This is a genomic window from Paracidovorax anthurii, from assembly GCF_003269065.1.
GTDB lineage: Bacteria > Pseudomonadota > Gammaproteobacteria > Burkholderiales > Burkholderiaceae_C > Paracidovorax > Paracidovorax anthurii.
Genome location: NZ_QLTA01000011.1, coordinates 69,717 through 88,794 on the forward strand (window position 1 = coordinate 69,717; position 19,078 = coordinate 88,794).

The following is a 19,078-nucleotide window of genomic DNA, read 5'->3' on the forward strand; positions in this document are numbered from 1 at the left end:
CGACAAGCCCGCCCCACCGGGCGCGCCGCCCTGCCCGCGCCCACGAGGCCGCGGCACCCCCGACGATGATGGAGAGACATTCATGAACGCCCCGCTGCCCGAGCACATCCGCCGCGCCCTGGAAACCGTCACCCTGGATGACAAATACGCCCTGTCGGAGGGCCGGGCCTTCATGAGCGGCGTGCAGGCCCTGGTGCGCCTGCCGATGCTGCAGCGCCAGCGCGATGCGATGGCGGGCCTCCACACCGCCGGCTTCATCAGCGGCTACCGCGGCTCGCCGCTGGGCGGCTACGACCAGGCGCTGTGGGCGGCCCGCAAGCACCTGGCCGAGCACCACGTCGTCTTCCAGCCCGGCGTGAACGAAGAGCTGGGCGCCACGGCCGTGTGGGGCACGCAGCAACTCGACCTCTACCCCGACAAGAAGAAGTACGACGGCGTCTTCGGCATCTGGTACGGCAAGGGCCCGGGCGTGGACCGCTGCTCGGACGTGTTCAAGCACGCCAACATGGCCGGCACGGCCAAGCACGGCGGCGTGATCGCCATCGCGGGCGACGACCACATCAGCAAGAGCAGCACCGCGCCGCACCAGAGCGACCACATCTTCAAGGCCTGCGGGCTGCCGGTGTTCTTCCCCAGCAGCGTGCAGGACATCCTGGACATGGGCCTGCACGCCTTCGCCCTGAGCCGCTTCTCGGGCGTGTGGTCGGGCATGAAGACCATCCAGGAGGTGGTGGAGTCGTCCAGCAGCATCTCGGTGGACCCGGACCGCGTGAACATCGTGCTGCCCGAGGATTTCGCGATGCCGCCCGGCGGCCTGCACATCCGCTGGCCCGATGCACCGCTGGAGCAGGAGGCGCGCCTCATGGACTACAAGTGGTATGCGGCCCTGGCGTACATCCGCGCCAACCGGCTCAACCACAACGTGATCGCCGGCCCGCAGGACCGCTTCGGCATCATTTCCAGCGGCAAGGCCTACAACGACACGCGCCAGGCCCTCGCCGACCTGGGCCTGGACGACGCCACCTGCGGGCGGCTGGGCATCCGCCTGCACAAGGTGAACGTGGTCTGGCCGCTGGAGGCCACCATCACGCGCGACTTCGCGCAGGGGCTGCAGGAGATCCTGGTGGTGGAGGAAAAGCGCCAGGTCATCGAATACCAGCTCAAGGAAGAGCTGTACAACTGGCGCGCCGACGTGCGCCCCAACGTGCTGGGCAAGTTCGACGAGGGGGAGGGCGACCACTCCGGCGGCGAATGGTCCATGGCCAACCCGAGCCAGAACTGGCTGCTGCGCGCCAAGGCCGACCTGACCCCCGCGATCATCGCGCGCGCCATCGCCAGGCGGCTCAGGAAGCTCGGCGTGCCCGGGGACGTGGAGGCGCGCATGGACGCGCGCGAGCGCGCCCTGGCCGAGACCGGGGCCGGCACGGGCGACCGCACGCCGTGGTTCTGCAGCGGCTGCCCGCACAACACCAGCACCCGCGTGCCCGAGGGCTCGCGTGCGGTGGCCGGCATCGGCTGCCACTACATGGTCAACTGGATGCCGGGCCGCCACACCTCCACCTTCACGCAGATGGGCGGCGAGGGCGTGACCTGGGTGGGCCAGCAGCCCTTCACCACCGAAAAGCATGTGTTCGCCAACCTGGGCGACGGCACCTACTTCCACAGCGGCCTGCTCGCCATCCGCCAGAGCATCGCGGCCGGCACGAACATCACCTACAAGGTGCTCTACAACGACGCCGTGGCGATGACGGGCGGCCAGCAGGTGGGCGAGCGGCCCGAGGGCCACTCGGTGCTGCAGATCATGGCGAGCCTGAAGGCCGAGGGCGTGGCCCAGCTGGTCATCGTGACCGACGAGCCGGCCAAGTACGACGGCGTGGCGCTCGCCGAGGGCGTGACCGTGCACCACCGCGACGCGCTGGACCGCATCCAGCGCGAGTTCCGCGAGATCCCCGGCTGCACGGCCATCATCTACGACCAGACCTGCGCCACCGAGAAGCGCCGCCGCAGGAAGCGCGGCACGCTCGCCACGCCCGACCGGGCCGTGGTCATCAACGAACTGGTCTGCGAGGGCTGCGGCGACTGCTCGGTGCAGTCCAACTGCCTGTCGGTGGAGCCGCTGGAAACCGAATTCGGCCGCAAGCGCCGCATCAACCAGAGCACCTGCAACAAGGACTATTCGTGCCTGAAGGGCTTCTGCCCGAGCTTCGTGACCGTCGAGGGCGGCACGCTCAGGAAGCCCAAGAAAGAGAAGAAGGGCAACCTCGCCGCGCTGCCGCCGCTGCCCGAGCCCGTGCTGCCCCCGGCCGAGCAGGCCTGGGGCATCGTGGTGGCGGGCGTGGGCGGCACGGGCGTGATCACCATCGGCTCGCTGCTCGGCATGGCCGCGCACCTGGAGGGCAAGGGCGTGGTCACGCAGGACGCGGCGGGCCTGGCGCAAAAGGGCGGCGCCACCTGGAGCCACGTGCAGATCGCCGACCGCCCCGAGGCCATCCACACCACCAAGGTGGACACGGCCAAGGCCGACCTCGTCATCGGCTGCGACGCCATCGTCGCCGCGCACAAGACCACCCTGGCCGCGATGCAGCCGGGCCGCACCTTCGTGGCGCTGAACAACCACGGCTCGCCCACGGCGTCCTTCGTGCACGACCCCGACTGGCAGTTCCCGGGCCAGCGCTGCGACACGGCCATCGCCTCGGCCGTGGGCGAGGTGCTGCTGGGCAGCTTCGATGCCGAGGAGGTCGCCACGCAGCTGCTGGGCGACAGCATCTACACCAACCCGCTCATGCTCGGCTATGTCTGGCAGAAGGGCCGCGTGCCGCTCTCGCGCGCCGCGCTCCTGCGCGCCATGGAGCTCAACGGCGTGCAGGTGGAGAACAACCAGGCCGCCTTCGAATGGGGCCGGCGCTGCGCCCATGACCTGGCCGCGGTGCGCGCGCTGTTCCAGACGGCGCAGGTCATCCAGTTCGTGAAGAAGCCCGCGCTCGCCGAGGTCATCGCGCGGCGCGAGGAATTCCTCACCGGCTACCAGAACGCGGCCTATGCCGCCACCTACCGCGCCTTCGTCGAGACGGTGCAGGCGGCCGAGGCGCGCGTGGCCACCACCACGCGGCTCAGCGAGGCCGTGGCGCGCTACCTCTTCAAGCTCATGGCCTACAAGGACGAGTACGAGGTCGCGCGCCTGCACACCGACCCCGCCTTCACCGGGAAGATCGCCGGCATGTTCGAGGGCGACTACCGCATCGTGCACCACCTCGCGCCGCCGCTCACGGCGAAGAAGAACGAGCGCGGCGAACTGGTCAAGAAAGCCTACGGCCCCTGGATGCACAAGGCCTTCGGCGTGCTCGCGAAGATGAAGGGCCTGCGCGGCACGGCGCTCGACCCCTTCGGCCGCACCGCGGAGCGCCGCACCGAGCGCGCGTTGATCCAGGAATACCGCGCCTCGATCGAGGAACTGCTGGCCGGCCTCACGGCCGGGAACCTGCCGCTGGCCGAGGAGATCGCCCGCATCCCCGAGCAGATCCGCGGCTACGGCCACGTGAAGGAGCGCCACCTGCACGAGGCCCGCGCCCGGTGGGACGGCCTCATGGCCCGCTGGCGGCACGGGCCGGCCGACGGGGCGCTGCGCCAGAGCGCCTGACGGTGGGTGTTTGCTCCTGAAAACATAGCGAACTCTTCAGGAAAATCGGCGACGTATCCCAGAAAAGGCTTGGAATCTGAAGCCCGGCGGTGTTTATAGTGCCGTTCCCTCGGAGGAGCGCCGATCCATGCCCGCCATTCCACGCCTTGCCCGTGCCAGCCTCACGCTGGCGTTGGCCCTGGCCGCCGCGTTACCTGCGGCAGCTGCCGCACCCGCCGCACAGGCGGCATCCGCCCCGGCGCGCACGCCCTATCCCGCCATCGACCCTGCGTTCTCCCGGCCCGATCCCCGGCGCATGCTCAGCCGGGCCACGCTGCGGGCGTTTCTGGCCGAGTTGGAGCAAACCCGGCAGGCGAATGCTTTCTGCTTCGTCCAGCAGTCGTTCGAGCCGCGCCCTCCCGATGAAAAAGGGGAGAGCGTGGTCTGGATGGTCTGGCATGAGGGGGCGACCATCCAGGATGTCAATACCGTGCGGCACGGGCAGCGCTACGAACCAGATCCTGCGCTGGATGACGCGACACGAGGGCGTTCGATGGCGTCGTCCAGCGGCATCGTGAACCTCAAGACCGATGTCGTCCCGACCGACGACGACATCCGTGGGAGCACGTTTCTCGTGAGCCGTCCCTGGGTCGATCGCCTGCTCACTCAGTGCCAGCGCGTGGGCACCCAGGTGCGGGTTCCGGCGTTCAAGCCGCCCGCTCCATCGCAATAACCCCGAAAACACAAAACCTGACCCCGGAGAGAGGGTGGACTTCCCGTGCCCAACGCCGTCCTGAAATACATCTACAACAGCCCCGTCCCCCGAGTTCCTGGAATTCAAAACCCTGGGCAAGAACACCTTCTTCACCCACAAACGCCTGCGTATCCCCGGCCGTTGAGACGGGCGCGGCATCCGGCGGAGGCCGCGCCCTGGAGGCCTCGAGGCCGAGAGCGGGCGAGTTGGTCCCGAACCGCGCCTTGACTTGGTGACATGTTCCGCCCCGCCGCGTTCCTGCGATTGCTATGTTTTCAATAGCTGCCCATGCAGCAAAAACGCCGACATGCAACCCCTCCCGCCTTGAACTCCGCCGTGCGGGCCCCACCTGCGGCCCGCCGCCGGCAAAACCCGGGGGCTCGGGGGTTATGGCGGGGGGGCGCCGAAAGTCGCCGCATACAATCGCCTGTTGCCCTCCGGTGGGCGCCGCCGTGCCGCATCCCGGGCCCGATCGATCCGATCGACCGCATTCCAACGACCATCCCTTCCAACGGAGCCTGTTGCCGTGTTTATCTCTTCCGCCTTCGCCCAGACCGCCCCGGCCGCCGCGCCCGCCGGCGGCGACATGATGTCCTCGCTCACGGGCATGCTGCCGCTGGTGCTGATGTTCGTGGTGCTGTACTTCATCATGATCCGGCCCCAGATGAAGCGCCAGAAGGAGCACCGCGCCATGATCGACGCCATCGCCAAGGGCGACGAGGTCGCCACCGCCGGCGGCATCCTGGGCAAGGTCACGCGCCTGTCCGAGGGCTTCCTGCACATCGAGATCGCCTCGGGCGTGGAAGTGCAGGTCCAGCGCAGCGCCGTGTCCCAGGTCCTGCCCAAGGGCACGGTGAAGTGAACCATGAACATCCCCCTGAGCGGCTGCGCCGCTTCCCCCTTCTCTCGCGCTGCGCGCGGGAAGGGGGACGACGCCGGTGGCCTGGCAAAGCCAGTTCCACGGCGTCTGCTGGCCGGGGGATCGGCGTACAGCGCCTGAATAACTGAGATAAGAGCGCGATCATGAACCGTTACCCGGTCTGGAAGTACGCGATCCTCGTGGTCGTGCTGCTCGTGGGCATCCTCTATTCCCTGCCCAATCTGTTCGGCGAGGCGCCCGCGGTGCAGGTGTCCTCGGCCAAGGCCTCGCTGAAAATCGACGCGTCCCTGCAGCGGCGTGTGGAAGAGGTGCTCCAGGGCGCGGGCATCGCGACCGATGCGGTGAGCTTTGACGGCCACTCGGTGCGCGCCCGCTTCGACACGCCCGACACCCAGCTCAAGGCCAAGGACGCGATCCAGAAGGCGCTGGTGTCCGACCCGGCCGACCCGCAGTACATCGTCGCGCTCAACCTCGTCTCGCGCTCGCCCGCATGGCTCACGTCGCTGCGCGCGCAGCCCGTGTACCTGGGGCTGGACCTGCGCGGCGGCGTGCACTTCATGCTGCAGGTGGACATGCAGGCGGCGCTCACCAAGAAGGCCGAGTCCTTCGCGGGTGATCTGCGCACCTTCATGCGCGACCGCAACATCCGCCATGGCGGCATCAGCCGCGAGGGCCAGGCCATCGAGGTGCGCCTGCGCGACGAGGCGGCCGCCACGGCCACGCGCAACCTGATCGCCGACCAGTTCCCCGATCTCGTGGCCACGGCCAGCCCCGACGGCGAGGGCGTGCGCGTGCGCGCCACCATCAAGCCCGAGGCCCTGCGCAAGGTGCAGGACCAGGCGCTCAAGCAGAACATCACCACGCTGCACAACCGGATCAACGAACTCGGCGTGGCCGAGCCCGTGATCCAGCAGCAGGGCTCGGACCGCATCGTCGTGCAGCTGCCCGGCGTGCAGGACACGGCCAAGGCCAAGGACATCCTGGGCCGCACCGCCACGCTGGAAGTGCGCCTCGTGGACGAGAGCACCGAGGCGCGCGGCGCCGAGCGGGGCGCGGGCGCCGTGCCCTTCGGCAGCGAGAAGTACCCCGACCGCAACGGCCAGTCGATCATCGTCAAGAAGCAGGTGATCCTGACCGGCGAGAACCTCACCGACGCGCAGCCCGGCTTCGACAGCCAGACGCAGGAGCCCACCGTCAACCTGACGCTGGACGCCAAGGGCGCGCGCATCTTCAAGGACATCACGCGCGAGAACATCGGCAAGCGCATGGCCATCGTGCTCTTCGAGAAGGGCAAGGGCGAGGTGGTCACCGCCCCCGTGATCCGCACCGAGATCGGCGGCGGCCGCGTGCAGATCTCCGGCCGCATGACCACGGCCGAGGCCAACGACACCTCGCTGCTGCTGCGCGCCGGCTCGCTGGCCGCGCCGATGGAGATCATCGAGGAATTCACCATCGGCCCGAGCCTGGGCGCCGACAACATCCAGCGCGGCATCCACAGCGTGGTCTGGGGCTTCGTCGCCATCTCGGTCTTCATGTGCGTCTATTACGCGCTGTTCGGCGTGTTCTCCACGATCGCGCTGTCGGTGAACGTGCTCATGCTGATGGCCGTGCTCTCGATGCTGCAGGCCACGCTCACGCTGCCCGGCATCGCGGCCATGGCGCTCGCGCTGGGCGTGGCGATCGATTCCAACGTGCTCATCAACGAGCGCGTCCGCGAGGAGCTGCGCGCGGGCGTGTCGCCCCAGGCGGCCATCCACGCGGGCTACGAGCGCGCCTGGGCGACCATCCTCGACTCCAACGTGACCACGCTCATCGCGGGCCTGGCGCTGCTGGCCTTCGGTTCGGGCCCGGTGCGCGGCTTCGCCGTGGTGCACTGCATCGGCATCCTGACCAGCATGTTCTCGGCCGTGTTCTTCTCGCGCGGCCTCGTGAACCTCTGGTATGGCCGCAAGAAGAAGCTCAAGAGCGTCTCCATCGGCCAGGTCTGGAGGCCGGCGCCTGACGACACCCCGGCGGCGCCGTCCGTGCCCGCCAAGACGAACTGACAGGAAGGAAGACGCACATGGAATTCTTCCGCATCAAAAAAGACATCCCGTTCATGAAGCACGCGTTGGTCTTCAACGCGATCTCCTTCATCACCTTCGCTCTGGCCGTCTTCTTCCTCGTCACGCGCGGGCTGCACCTGTCGGTGGAGTTCACGGGCGGCACCGTGATGGAGGTGGCCTACACCGAGACCGCCGACATCGGCAAGGTACGCGAGGCGGTCTCCAGCCTGGGCTACACCGACGTGATCGTGCAGAACTTCGGCACCTCGCGCGACGTGATGATCCGCCTGCCGGTGCAGAAGGGTGTGACCTCCGCGCAGCAGAGCGAGCAGGTGGTCGGCGCGCTCAAGGCGCAGGACCCCGGCGTCACGCTGCGCCGCACCGAATTCGTCGGCCCGCAGGTGGGCGAGGAGCTCGTGCACGGCGGCCTCATGGCGCTGGCCATGGTGGTGATCGGTATTGTGGTGTACCTCGCCTTCCGCTTCGAGTGGAAGTTCGGCGTGGCGGCCATCATCGCCAACCTGCACGACGTGGTCATCATCCTGGGCTTCTTCGCGTTCTTCCAGTGGGAGTTCTCGCTGGCGGTGCTGGCCGGCGTGCTGGCCGTGCTGGGCTATTCGGTGAACGAGTCGGTGGTGATCTTCGACCGGATCCGCGAGGCCTTCCGCAAGTACCGCAAGATGACCACGCACGAGGTCATCGACCACGCCATCACGAGCACGATGAGCCGCACCATCATCACCCACGCCTCCACCGAGGCGATGGTGCTGTCGATGTTCTTCTTCGGCGGCCCGAGCCTGCACTACTTCGCGCTGGCGCTCACCATCGGCATCCTGTTCGGCATCTATTCCTCGGTGTTCGTGGCCGCGGCCATCGCCATGTGGCTGGGCATCAAGCGCGAGGATCTCGTCAAGGCGCCCGCCCGCAAGGATGGCGACCCGAACGATCCCAACGCCGGCGCCACCGTCTGATGCCCGGAGCCTCGCGCAGCGCCCGCCCCGCGCCTCCCCTGGAGCGCGGCGCCCGGGCCGCTGGCGGCCCACGCGGCAAGGATTCCGCAGAGTGGATCTGCGGCCGGCCCTAGGCGGGTTTCCACATCCCGCAGGCGCTTGCGCACGCTCATAATTTGCGGCGTATGGAACCCCCTCCGTCCACCCCCCTCTCGAACGCGCGGCGCCTGGCGCGCCAGGGCCGGCAGCGCTTCATCGAAGGGCTGTGCGAAGGCCTGCCCGGGCTGGGGCTCGAATTGCAGGAATTCACGGTCCAGCTCATGGGCCTGACGGCCACCCAGCGCGAGATGCAGGATCGCCGGGATTTCTGGATGCGCTACCAGCAGTCCCAGGCCGCGTGGATCGCGGGCGCCACCCGCGCCCTGCGCGACGCGCTCGTGCCGCTCGCCAGCACCCGCAGCGGCGCCCTGTCCGCCGGGCCGTCGCTGGCGGGGCTGGAGCTTGTGAGCGACGACGTGGTGGAAAACAAGATCATCGGCTCGCGCATCGGGCTGGCCGTCATGGAGCAGGCGGGCGGGGCGTTCGACGCCGCGCGCCAGTACGTGCAGTACCTGGAGGGCGAGGACCTGGGCGAGCGCGACATCCTGCGGCCCGAGGTGTTCGCGCTGCGGCTGGTGGACCCGTGGATCGATGCAGGCCTGCTGCGCTCCGACCTGCAGACCGCGATCGAGCCGCTGCAGCGCGGGCTGAGCGCCCTCGCGCAGCGGCACTACCAGGCGGTGGTGGCTTTCCTTGCCGATCAGGGCGTGCGCCCCGACAACGACCTGCGCTCCCGCGTGCGCCGCACCAGCGGCGGATCGACGCTGCAGGGCGGCCTGGGGTCGCAGTTCGCCCCGGCCGATGGCGCCCCGCAGGCCGGCATGGGCGGTCCCGCGCACCGCGCCGCGGCCGCGCAGGCCGGCATGGGGGCGGGAATGTCCTCGGCGCGGGGCGGCGTGGGGCCGGCCTCCGCCTTCGCCACGCCGCTGGTGCGCGCGCGCCAGCGCGCCCAGGGCGTGATGGGCCAGTTGCACCGGCTGCTCGTGCAGCCCGCGATCGCGGCGTTCTCCGTGTCCGGCGCCGGGCGCGTGGCGCCCGGTGCGGCACCGGGCGGCGTGCCCGGCAGTGCCTCCGGCCCGGGGGGCGGCGTGCCGGCCGCGCCCGCCTCGGCCGCGCTGCTGCAGGCCCTGGCCGAGCAGCGGCTTGCCGCCGACAGCTTCTACAGCAGCGGCGTGGTCACGCTGGTGCAGGATTACCACAGCCCCGCCGCCGTCGTGCAGGTCGTGGGCGCGGTGCGCGAGCGCTCGGCCGAACTCAAGGCCAAGGCCTCGACCCCGGGCGAGAAGGCCATCATCGAGGTGGTCGCGCTCATGTTCCAGAGCATCCTGAGCGAGGATCGCATTCCGCCGGCCATGCGCGTGTGGTTCGCGCGCCTGCAGGTGCCCGTGCTGCGCGTGGCCCTGGCCGAGCCCGACTTCTTCAGCGACGTCGCCCATCCGGCGCGCCAGCTCATCGACCGCATGGGCGGGGTCGTCATGGGGTTCGACACCGCCGCCATCCAGGGCAGCGCGCTGGAGGTCGAGGTCCGGCGCGTGGTGCAGGTGATCGAGCAGTATCCCGAAACCGGCCAGCGCGTGTTCCAGCTCGTGCTGGGCGAGTTCGAGGCCTTCCTCTCCCGGTTCCTCACGGCGCCGCAGGCCACCTCGCGCATCGTGAGCGTGGCCCAGCAGGTCGAGCAGAAGGAGACGATGGCGATCCAGTACACCATCGAGCTGCGCAACCTGCTCAAGGACATGCCGGTGCGCGAGGAGATCCGCGACTTCCTCTTCAAGACCTGGGCGGAGGTGCTCGCCCTCTCGGCCGTGCGCAGCGGTGCCCAGCATGCCGACACCATCGCCTTCAAGCGCGCGGCCACCGACCTCGTGTGGGCCGCGAGTGCCAAGCCGCACCGCGCCGACCGCGCGCAGGTCATCCAGAGCTTGCCCGGGCTGCTGCTGGTCCTGCGCCAGGGCCTGTCGCTGCTGGGGGTGGGGGGCGCGCCGCAGGACGCGCACATCAAGATCCTCACCGACACGCTGGCCGACGCCTTCCTCTCCAAGACCGCGTCCATCCCGCAGGCCCACATCGACGCAATGGCCAAGCGGCTGGCGCATCTGGAAGACGTCATGAGCGATGCCACGCTGGGCGAAATCCCGCTCGACGCCGATTACCTGGAGATGATGCTGGGCATCGATGCCTCGTCCATCCACGTGGTGGCCGACAACGGCGCGCCGGTGGACCCGGCGATGCTGGCCTGGGCGCGCGAGCTGCAGGTCGGCGCCTGGTTCACGCTGGACCACAACGGCGCATCGGCCCAGGTGCAGTACGCCTGGCACAGCGAGCAGCGCCAGCTCCACCTGTTCGCGGCCATGGACGGCAGCAGCTACCTCGTCCAGCTCAAGCGCCTGGGGGCCTACCTGCAGGCCGGCCTGCTGGTGCCGCAGGAAGAAGAGGCGCTGACCCTGCGCGCCACGCGCGACGCGCTCGCCAAGATCGACGCCAATCCCGAGCGGCTGCTGGGCTAGTTGAGCCTGTGCCTCAATCGGGCGCGGGGCCAGCGTCCAGAAGCGCGCCGTCGTCCGCATCCTCGCCCTTCACCACCTTGCGCACGATGTCGCCCGGAAACCCCCGGGCCGCCAGGAAGCGCATCTGCCGCGCCCGCTCCTGGGGCGTGGCCGGCGGCGTGCCGAAGCGCTGGCGCCAGACGGCCGTGGCGCGGGCATGCTCGCTCGCGCGCAGCTGTTCGGCCGTTTCGCGCACGAGGGCGTCGTCGAGCCCCTTGGCGCGCAGTTCCTGCACCACGCGCTGCGTGCCCAGCCGCGCGGCGCGGCGGTGCACCACCGATTCGGCCACGCGGCCGGCGTTGATGAAGTCCTTGGCCTGCAATTCGTCCAGCACGGCGCGCAGGTCGTCGCCTTCCTGCACATGCCGCGCGAGCTTGGATTCCAGTTCGGAGCGCGAATGCTCGCGCTGCGCCAGCAGGCGCAGCGCGCGGCCCTTGAGGGAGGGGGCGGAGGTTGCCATCGGTCGGGGCGCGCCGGCCATGCCGCGGGAGCGGCGCGGCCGGTGGCCAGGGGCGGGTTACGCGTCTTCGCCGTCGCCAGCCTCGCGGGCCGCCACCGGAGGCAGCAGGGTCACGCCCAGGCCCTCGCGCACCTTGTTTTCGACCTCGCGCGCCAGATCGGCGTTCTCGCGCAGGAATTCGCGCGCGTTGTCGCGGCCCTGGCCGATCTTCTCGCCGTTGTAGGCATACCAGGCGCCGCTCTTCTCGATGATGCGGGCGTTCACGCCCATGTCGATGATCTCGCCTTCGCGGCTGATGCCCTCGCCGAAGAGGATGTCGAACTCGGCCGTCTTGAAGGGCGGGCTCACCTTGTTCTTGACCACCTTCACCTTGGTCTCGTTGCCGATGGCCTCGTCGCCCTTCTTGATGGTGCCGGTGCGGCGGATGTCCAGCCGCACGGAGGCGTAGAACTTCAGCGCGTTGCCGCCCGTGGTGGTCTCGGGGCTGCCGAACATCACGCCGATCTTCATGCGGATCTGGTTGATGAAGATGACCATGCAGTTGGTCTTCTTGATGGTGGCGGTGAGCTTGCGCAGCGCCTGGCTCATCAGGCGCGCCTGCAGGCCGGGAAGGGCGTCGCCCATCTCGCCCTCGATTTCGGCCTTGGGCGTGAGCGCGGCCACCGAATCGATGACGATCAGGTCCACGGCGCCCGAGCGCACTAGGCTGTCCACGATCTCCAGGGCCTGCTCGCCGGTGTCGGGCTGGCTGATGAGCAGGTCGGGCACGTGCACGCCCAGCTTCTGCGCGTACTGGATGTCGAGCGCGTGCTCGGCATCGACGAAGGCGCAGGTGCCGGCCTGCTTCTGCATCTCGGCGATGACCTGCAGCGTGAGCGTGGTCTTGCCGGAGGATTCCGGGCCGTAGATCTCGATCACCCGGCCGCGCGGCAGGCCGCCCACGCCCAGGGCGACGTCCAGGCCCAGCGAGCCGGTGGAGACGACCTGGATGTCCTCGATGGCCTCGCCCTCGCCCAGGCGCATGATGGTGCCCTTGCCGAACTGCTTCTCGATCTGGGCGAGCGCCGCCTGCAGGGCCTTGGCTTTTTCGCTGTTGGCGGCGGCGGATTTGACGGGTGCGTCCATGGGGAAACTCCTGGGTAAACGGTCGGGTTCGGGGTGGGAAAGGGGCCCGGTCGCGGCGGCGGTGCCTTGCCGCGAACTGGATGCTTGACCAGTAGTGTAGGTGGCTATGAATGTCGGGCAATGCATTTTTTGGTCAGTTTGGCTGACAATCTGGGCATGGCTTCCAACCCTTTCGCCGCTCCGTCCGCCGGGCCTTCGCTCTCACCCCTGTCGGGGCACGATGCCTGGCGCCTCACGCACCTGGGGCGGCTGCTGGGCCATGCGGTGCGGCGTTTCGATGCGCGGGTGCTGGAGCTCATGGCGCACGACGTGCATGTGCCGCTGGCGCTCTCGAACCTCGCGGCGCGCGACCAGGTGAGCGCCGCGCACATCCACATCACGCGGCACCTGTCCCTGCAGGGCGACCGGCTGACCGATCTGGCCGCCCGCGCGGGCATGGCCAAGCAGTCCATGGCCGCGCTGGTGGACCAGTGCGAGGCCTGGGGGCTGGTGGCGCGCGAACCCGATGCGCGCGATGCCCGCGCCCGCCGGGTGTGCTTCACCGAGGCGGGGCTGGCCTGGCTGGAGGCCTTCCGCACCGCGGTCGCGCGGGCCGAGGCGGAGTTCCGCGCGGAGGTGGGCGACGAGGTGGCGGCGGTGGTGGCCCTGGGGCTGGAGGCCTACGCGGGCGCCGACGGCGTGGACGGCTGACGGCCAGCCCTCCATGCGAGACCGGAGCGAGTCAACGCCGTGGCCCCGGTCAGGACCCGGCCTGCCGGGCGCGGTAGAGCGCCTCCAGCGTGATCTTGCGTACCTCCAGCTTGCTCTGCTCGATGTGGGTGCGCAGCAGCCGCAGGGCCTCGTCGCGGCGCCGCGCGAGCACCGCGCGCAGGATGGTTCCGTGCTCGTCGTAGGTGGCATCGATGCGGGCCGGCTTGGTGAAGTCGAGCCGGCGGATGAGGCGGATGCGGTCGGTCACCTCCGCGTGCACGCGCATCATCTCGCGGTTGCCGGCGGCAGCCACCAGGCAGGCGTGGAAGTCTTCGTCGAGCGCGCCCACCCTGATGCCGTCCGCCAGCCGCTCGCCCGCGGGCACGAGCCAGATCTCCTGCAGCGCGCGCAGCGGCGGCGTGTCGGGGTCGGCGGCCAGGTGCTCGATGGCATGGCATTCGATCAGGATGCGCAGGTCGTACAGCTCGTCCATCACGTCGAAATCGATGGGCGCCACGTACCAGCCCATCTTCGGCAGCACGCGCACGAAGCCCTGGCTCTCCAGCCGCTGCAGCGCCTGCCGCAGCGGCGTGCGGCTCACGCCGAGCCGCTCCGTGAGCTCGGCCTCGGAAAAGCGCCCCCCGGGCATCAGTTCGAAGTCGAAGATCATCCGCCGGACGGATTCATACACCTGGTCCGACAGGCTGGTGCCTGGGGCCCGGGCCTTGTCCGCGGTTTCGATGGCGCCTGCAGGCGCAAAATTTCCCTCTTCGTTCATGTGCCGGTCTCTTCTTCGCTCCAAGGAATCATGCTGACGTGCGCGGCGACGATTTTCCAGCCGGCGGGGAAGCGGCGCCAGATTTGCGTCTGGAAGCCGCGCAGCGCCGTGTCGCTGCGCACGAACTCGACCTGCGCGACGGCGGTGTCGTCGCCGAAAGTGCTGATGCGCGGATGGTGCAGGCTGCGGGTGAAGCCGGGGGCGGGCGTGGCGGCGCGGTAGTGCCGCAGCGCCTGCGCGCCCCATTGCCGGTCGGCGATGCCGTAGCGGGTCACCAGCGGGCTGTCCCAGAAGAACGCCCCGAGGCGCTCCAGGTCGTTCGCCATGAGGGCCGCCTCGTAGCCGTGCAGCAGCGCGGTGATCTCGGCCACCACCTCCGGGCGGTTGATGCCGTCAGGCGGATGCATGGCGCGCCTCCCGGCCGGACAGGTAGTTGCGCCAGCCGCCGTGCTCGGTGATGTCGCGCGCGCATGCCAGCCCCGCCGGGTCGCAGGCGAATCCCGCCACCCATTCGCCATCTTCCAGCTCGACGCGGCCGAGTCCCAGCGGAAAGGGGATCGCGGCGAGGAAGCCGCCGACCGCCGAGAGCGGCATCTCGTAGACCTCCACGTCGATCGCCGCGCCGCCGCCGGGCTCCGCCGCCCGCACCAGGCCCGGCTTCGGGGGCGTGGTGCCGGCCAACGCGTACAGGCGATAGCTCGGGGCCGTGCGGGTGGCGCGCAGCAGGCGGCAGTGCCGTTCGGTGAGCTGGTGGTGCAGCGGCAGGCCCTGCAGATGCGCCCCGACGACGGCCAGCCGCAGCGTGGGCGCGGACTGCAGGGCCGGCGCGGGGTTGCCGGGTGTTGGCAGCGGGGCCGTAAGGGGAGGCTGGCGCGCCAGCCGCGCGCCGGGCGCCAGCGGGGTGGCGCGCTCCCACGCCAGGCCCCATTCCACCAGGGCGGCGTCGGCGCCGGGCGGACCGATGAAGGTGACGCCGAACGGCAGCCCGGCCGAGCCGAGGCCGCTGGGCAGCGAGAGGGCGGACCAGCCGAGCAGGTTCACGAAGTTCGTATAGCGGCCCAGCTCGCTGTTGCGCGCGACGGGGTCGCGCTCCAGTGCCTCGAAGCTGGGGCAGGTGGGCGCGGTGGGCACCATGAGGGCGTCGATGCCGTCCCACAGGGCATTCGCGGGGCCGGCCAGTTCGGCGAGCCGGTAGCGGGCCTCGAAGGCCTGGCGCGCGTCGAACTGGCGCGCCTTCGCGATGACGTCCCGCACCGTCGGGTCCATGTGCTCCGGGTGCCGCTCCAGCAGCTCCCGCACCACGGCATACCGCTCGGCGACCCAGGGGCCGTCATAGAGGAGCTGCGCCACCGCGTCGAGCGGCGCCATGTCCACGGGGACCGCCTCGGCGCCCTGCGCCCGCAGCCGCTGCACGGCCTCCCCGAACGCGGTGTCGTAGCCCAGCGCGGCATCGCAATCGGGTTGCCGGGGCACGCCGATGCGCACGGGGCGGGCGCCGCTGCCGAGCCAGGCGGGCCGCCACTCCACGGCCTGGAAGACGGGCTCCTCGCCGGTGCCCTGCAGCAGGCCCAGCACGGTGGCCGCATCGGCCAGCCGCAGCGCGAAGACGGAGACCACGTCCAGCGTCCGGCAGGCGGGCAGCACGCCGTCCATGGGCACCGTGCCGGGGGTGGGCTTGAGGCCCACGATGTTGTTCAGCCCGGCGGGCACGCGCCCCGAGCCGGCCGTGTCGGTGCCCAGCGCGAACGGCACCAGGCCGCGCGCCACCACCGAGGCCGAGCCCGAGCTGGAGCCGCCGCTCACGTAGCGCGGATCGAAGGTGTTGGGCACCCTGCCGTAGGGCGAACGGGCCCCGACGAGGCCGGTGGCGAACTGGTCCAGGTTGGTCTTGCCGATCACGATGGCCCCCGCCGCCTGCAGCCGCCGGACCACGGCGGCCGAATGCCGGACCTCGTGGGCGAAGGCGGGGCAGGCGGCCGTGGTGGGCCAGCCCGCGACGTCGATGTTGTCCTTGACGGCGAAGGGCACGCCGAAGAGGGGCAGCGTGGCGGGGTCGATGCCCTCCAGCGCGCGCAGCTGGGCTTGCAGCCGCGGCGCGTCGCAGGGGGTGATCCAGGCGGGGTCGTCCCGCCCGAGCCGCTCGCGCAGCGCGTGCAGCCGTGTGGCCTGGCCCGGGCCGCCGGCGCGGCCGGCCTGGAGCCATTCGGCGATGGTGAGGGGGTGCTCGGTCATGGGGCGATCGCTTCCAGGAGGCGGCAGGAGGGGGTGGCCCAGCCGACGATCCCGCCCTGGGCGGTGACCATGTCGATGGTGGCCTGCTTGAAGTGAGGGAAATAGCTGGCGGTGCAGTCTTCGAGCAGCAGACAGTCGTAGCCCCGGTCGTTGGCCTCGCGCATCGAGGTCTGCACGCAGACTTCGGTGGTGACGCCGGTGAAGACCAGCTGCCCGATGCCCCGGCGGCGCAGCCGCGCGTGCAGGCCGGTGGCGTGGAACGCGCCCTTGCCGGGCTTGTCGATGACGATCTCGCCCGGCGCGGGCGCGAGGGCTGGCACGATCTGGTTGCCCGGCTCGCCGCGCACCAGGATGCGGCCCATGGGCCCGGCATCGCCGATGCGCAGCGCCGGCTGGCCGCGCCGCCGTTTCGCGGGAGGGCAGTCGCTCAGGTCGGGCCGGTGCGATTCGCGGGTGTGCACCACCAGGCCGCCGGCGCGGCGCCAGGCGGCGAGCACGGCGGCCAGCGCGGGCACGATGGCCTGCAGGGGCTCCACCCGGTTGCCCAGGGCCTCGCCGAAGCCGCCGGGCTCGATGAAGTCGCGCTGCATGTCGATGAGCACCAGCGCCGCCCGGGGCAGCGCGAGCGGGAAGGCGCACGGGTGTGCGGGCACATCGGCGGTCATGCTGCGCTCCCGCCGGCCATGCAGGTGCCGAGCGTGCGGCGGTCCGCGTCCCGCGCCGCGCATTCGTGCACCACCCGGCCCGCGCTGATGACGGCCACGCGGTCGGCCAGCTGCAGGATCTCGTCGAGGTCCTCGCTGATCACCAGCACGGCGGCGCCCCGGTTGCGCGCGTCCACGAGGCGGGCGTGGATCTCGCCGGAGGCCGCGAAGTCGAGCCCGAAGGTGGGGTTGCTCACGAGGATCAGCCGCGCGTCGCCCGAGAGTTCGCGCGCCAGCACCGCGCGCTGCACGTTCCCGCCGGAGAGGGTGCGGATGGGCGCCTGTTCGCCCGCCGTCTTCACGCGGTACTCGCCGATCCATGCGCGCGCCAGCCGCCGGATGTGGCCCCAGCGCAGCCAGCCGCAGCGGCTCAGGGGCGGCTCGTCGAACTGGCGCAGGGCCATGTTCTCCGCCACCGACATGTCGGCCACGCAGGCGTTGAGCAGGGGTTCCTCGGGCAGGCCGCGCACCTGCAGCGCGCGGTTCTGCGCGCGCGTTGCGCGCCAGGCCTGCCCCTGTACGCGCACCTCGCCGCGCAGCCGGGGCCGCTGGCCGGCGAGGGCCTGCATCAGCTCCTTCTGGCCGTTGCCCGAGACCCCGGCCAGGCCCAGGATCTCGCCGCCGCCCACCGACAGCGAGAGGCCGTCGAGCGCGCGCTCGCCCCGGTCCCCGGCCACCACGAGGTCGCGGATCTTCAGCACGGGCGCGCCGCCGGTGCCGCCCGGCGCCCGGGCCGGTGGCGCCTTCGGGGCGGCCGCGGAAGGCCCCACCATCGCCTGCGCGAGCACGTCGGGGGTGGTGCATTCCACCAGCGTGCTCAGGACAAGCCGGCCCCGGCGCAGCACGGACACGTCGTCCGCATGGGCGCTCACTTCGCGGAACTTGTGGGTGATCAGGAGGATGGCGCACTCGCCCGCGTGGGCCCGCGCGCGCAGCGCGCCCAGCACTTCGTCGGCCTCGGCCGGGGCGAGCACCGAGGTGGGCTCGTCCAGGATGAGCAGGCGCGGGCGCAGCAGCATCTGCTTGAGGATTTCGAGCTTCTGCTTCTCGCCGGCCGAGAGGTCGCGCGGCGTGGCGTCCAGGTCGATGCGGAACGGGGCCCTCCGCATGAAGGCCTCCAGCTCCCGGCGCACGGCCTTCCAGTCCACCACGGCGGGCAGGCCGCCGCGCGCCATGAGCAGGTTCTCGGCCACGGTCATGCCCGGCACGGCCGTGAAGTGCTGGTACACCATGCCGATGCCCAGCTCGCGCGCCACGGCGGGCGAGTGGATGTCCTGCTCGCGGCCGCGCAGCAGCACGGAGCCGTCGTCGCAGCGGTGGTAGCCCGCCACTGCCTTGACCAGGGTGCTCTTGCCCGCGCCGTTCTCGCCGAGCAGCGCGTGCACCGTGCCGGGCCGCACCTTCAGCGACACCGCGTCCAGCGCGAGGACATCGCCGAAGCGCTTCGTGAGCCCGCAGGTCTCGAGTTCGTATTCGAGGGCGCGCATGCCGGCCTCACAGCGTCTGCAGCGCGGCGATCACGCACGCCGAATCCGAGACCGCGCCGAACACGCCGCCCTGCATCTGCACCATGCGGATCGCCGCATCGTGGTTGTCCCGGTCGGTGGCGCCCGTGCAGTCGGTCAGCAGCAGGCATTCGAAGCCCCGGTCGTTGGCCTCGCGCATCGTGGTGTGCACGCACACGTCGGTGGTGATGCCGGTCAGGATCAGGTTGCGGATGCCGCGCGTGTGCAGGATCAGTTCCAGGTCGGTGGCGCAGAAGGAGCCCTTGCCCGGCTTGTCGATGATGCATTCGCCGGGCAGCGGCTGCAGCTCGGGAATGATCTCCCAGCCCGGCTCGCCGCGCACCAGGATGCGCCCGCAGGGGCCGGCATCGCCGATGCCCGCGCCGATGCGCCGGGAGCGCCAGCGCTTGTTGGCGGGCAGGTCGGCCAGGTCCGGCCGGTGCCCTTCGCGCGTGTGGATCACGTGCAGGCCCTTCTCGCGGGCCAGGGCGAGCACCCGGCGGATGGGCCCGATGGGCGCGCGGGTCAGCGACAGGTCGTAGCCCATCGCGTCCACGTAGCCGCCGATGCCGCAGAAGTCGGTCTGCATGTCGATGACCACCAGCGCGGTGTTGGCGGGTGCGAGGTCGCCGTCGAAAGGCCAGGCGTAGGGCTGGGCGGGGAGGTGGAGGCTCATGGGGCTTGTCCGGTGGGAGGG

General features: G+C 70.7%; 15 protein-coding genes. 7 read left to right on the forward strand and 8 right to left on the reverse strand.

The annotated features are described in order from the left end of the window. Window positions 1–82 precede the first annotated feature (82 nt). From AX018_RS07770 to AX018_RS07800, 6 genes are all read left to right on the forward strand, one after another. Window positions 83–3,637, forward strand: a complete 3,555-nt coding sequence (locus tag AX018_RS07770) for an indolepyruvate ferredoxin oxidoreductase family protein (RefSeq protein WP_111876723.1) — start codon at window positions 83–85, stop codon at window positions 3,635–3,637. A 127-nt stretch (window positions 3,638–3,764) separates the two neighbouring features. After that, window positions 3,765–4,349, forward strand: coding sequence for a hypothetical protein (locus AX018_RS07775; RefSeq protein WP_111876724.1), 585 nt, complete (start codon window positions 3,765–3,767; stop codon window positions 4,347–4,349). A 547-nt stretch (window positions 4,350–4,896) separates the two neighbouring features. Further along, window positions 4,897–5,232 carry a preprotein translocase subunit YajC gene (yajC, locus tag AX018_RS07780; RefSeq protein ID WP_111876725.1) on the forward strand — a complete coding sequence of 112 codons (336 nt, stop codon included), beginning with the start codon at window positions 4,897–4,899 and terminating at the stop codon, window positions 5,230–5,232. 161 nt (window positions 5,233–5,393) lie between these two features. Beyond that, complete coding sequence (gene secD / locus AX018_RS07790) at window positions 5,394–7,295, forward strand: protein translocase subunit SecD (protein WP_111876726.1); 1,902 nt, start codon at window positions 5,394–5,396, stop codon at window positions 7,293–7,295. 17 nt (window positions 7,296–7,312) lie between these two features. Next, the gene (gene secF / locus AX018_RS07795) at window positions 7,313–8,266 is read left to right on the forward strand and encodes a protein translocase subunit SecF (protein WP_111876727.1); all 954 of its coding nucleotides are present in this window, start codon (window positions 7,313–7,315) and stop codon (window positions 8,264–8,266) included. Window positions 8,267–8,430: 164 nt separating this feature from the next. Next, window positions 8,431–10,848 (forward strand): DUF1631 family protein, encoded by a 2,418-nt coding sequence (locus AX018_RS07800; protein ID WP_111876728.1) that lies wholly within the window; start codon window positions 8,431–8,433, stop codon window positions 10,846–10,848. A gap of 13 nt (window positions 10,849–10,861) precedes the next feature. Here AX018_RS07800 and recX read toward each other — a convergent pair whose 3' ends face one another. Together recX and recA are read right to left on the reverse strand one after the other, a co-directional pair. Continuing rightward, entirely contained in the window at window positions 10,862–11,347 is a 486-nt protein-coding gene (gene recX, locus AX018_RS07805) for a recombination regulator RecX (RefSeq protein WP_111876729.1), read from the reverse strand. 57 nt (window positions 11,348–11,404) lie between these two features. Further along, complete coding sequence (recA, locus tag AX018_RS07810; RefSeq protein ID WP_111876730.1) at window positions 11,405–12,472, reverse strand: recombinase RecA; 1,068 nt, start codon at window positions 12,470–12,472, stop codon at window positions 11,405–11,407. A 156-nt stretch (window positions 12,473–12,628) separates the two neighbouring features. Here recA and AX018_RS07815 point away from each other — a divergent pair, with 156 nt between their 5' ends. Further along, window positions 12,629–13,162, forward strand: coding sequence for a MarR family winged helix-turn-helix transcriptional regulator (locus AX018_RS07815; RefSeq protein WP_111876731.1), 534 nt, complete (start codon window positions 12,629–12,631; stop codon window positions 13,160–13,162). Window positions 13,163–13,211: 49 nt separating this feature from the next. Here the strand turns inward: AX018_RS07815 and AX018_RS07820 are convergent, their stop codons facing one another. From AX018_RS07820 to biuH, 6 genes are read right to left on the reverse strand one after another with little or no spacing between them, the layout of a single operon-like run. After that, the gene (locus AX018_RS07820; RefSeq protein WP_111876732.1) at window positions 13,212–13,940 is read right to left on the reverse strand and encodes a GntR family transcriptional regulator; all 729 of its coding nucleotides are present in this window, start codon (window positions 13,938–13,940) and stop codon (window positions 13,212–13,214) included. Then, window positions 13,937–14,347, reverse strand: a complete 411-nt coding sequence (locus AX018_RS07825; protein ID WP_111876733.1) for an AtzH-like domain-containing protein — start codon at window positions 14,345–14,347, stop codon at window positions 13,937–13,939. Before AX018_RS07825 ends, AX018_RS07820 begins: the two co-directional genes overlap by 4 nt. Next, a complete protein-coding gene (gene atzF / locus AX018_RS07830; protein ID WP_111876734.1) occupies window positions 14,334–16,172 on the reverse strand; it encodes an allophanate hydrolase in 1,839 nt (612 codons plus the stop codon). The genes AX018_RS07825 and atzF overlap by 14 nt, the downstream gene beginning before the upstream one ends. Then, entirely contained in the window at window positions 16,169–16,837 is a 669-nt protein-coding gene (locus tag AX018_RS07835) for a cysteine hydrolase family protein (protein WP_111876735.1), read from the reverse strand. The genes atzF and AX018_RS07835 overlap by 4 nt, the downstream gene beginning before the upstream one ends. Beyond that, window positions 16,834–18,363, reverse strand: a complete 1,530-nt coding sequence (locus tag AX018_RS07840; RefSeq protein WP_111876736.1) for an ABC transporter ATP-binding protein — start codon at window positions 18,361–18,363, stop codon at window positions 16,834–16,836. Before AX018_RS07840 ends, AX018_RS07835 begins: the two co-directional genes overlap by 4 nt. Window positions 18,364–18,370: 7 nt before the next feature. Beyond that, complete coding sequence (gene biuH, locus AX018_RS07845; protein ID WP_111876737.1) at window positions 18,371–19,057, reverse strand: biuret amidohydrolase; 687 nt, start codon at window positions 19,055–19,057, stop codon at window positions 18,371–18,373. Window positions 19,058–19,078: the final 21 nt, after the last annotated feature.

Bases quoted from the DNA above. Each gene is read 5' to 3' on its own strand.
- AX018_RS07770 (WP_111876723.1), top strand. From the start codon at position 83: ATGAACGCCCCGCTGCCCGAGCACATCCGCCGCGCCCTGGAAACCGTC.
- secD (WP_111876726.1), top strand. From the start codon at position 5,394: ATGAACCGTTACCCGGTCTGGAAGTACGCGATCCTCGTGGTCGTGCTG.
- atzF (WP_111876734.1), bottom strand. From the start codon at position 16,172: ATGACCGAGCACCCCCTCACCATCGCCGAATGGCTCCAGGCCGGCCGC.
- AX018_RS07825 (WP_111876733.1), bottom strand. From the start codon at position 14,347: ATGCATCCGCCTGACGGCATCAACCGCCCGGAGGTGGTGGCCGAGATC.
- AX018_RS07800 (WP_111876728.1), top strand. From the start codon at position 8,431: ATGGAACCCCCTCCGTCCACCCCCCTCTCGAACGCGCGGCGCCTGGCG.
- biuH (WP_111876737.1), bottom strand. From the start codon at position 19,057: ATGAGCCTCCACCTCCCCGCCCAGCCCTACGCCTGGCCTTTCGACGGC.
- AX018_RS07820 (WP_111876732.1), bottom strand. From the start codon at position 13,940: ATGAACGAAGAGGGAAATTTTGCGCCTGCAGGCGCCATCGAAACCGCG.
- recX (WP_111876729.1), bottom strand. From the start codon at position 11,347: ATGGCAACCTCCGCCCCCTCCCTCAAGGGCCGCGCGCTGCGCCTGCTG.
- secF (WP_111876727.1), top strand. From the start codon at position 7,313: ATGGAATTCTTCCGCATCAAAAAAGACATCCCGTTCATGAAGCACGCG.
- AX018_RS07840 (WP_111876736.1), bottom strand. From the start codon at position 18,363: ATGCGCGCCCTCGAATACGAACTCGAGACCTGCGGGCTCACGAAGCGC.
- AX018_RS07775 (WP_111876724.1), top strand. From the start codon at position 3,765: ATGCCCGCCATTCCACGCCTTGCCCGTGCCAGCCTCACGCTGGCGTTG.
- AX018_RS07815 (WP_111876731.1), top strand. From the start codon at position 12,629: ATGGCTTCCAACCCTTTCGCCGCTCCGTCCGCCGGGCCTTCGCTCTCA.
- recA (WP_111876730.1), bottom strand. From the start codon at position 12,472: ATGGACGCACCCGTCAAATCCGCCGCCGCCAACAGCGAAAAAGCCAAG.
- AX018_RS07835 (WP_111876735.1), bottom strand. From the start codon at position 16,837: ATGACCGCCGATGTGCCCGCACACCCGTGCGCCTTCCCGCTCGCGCTG.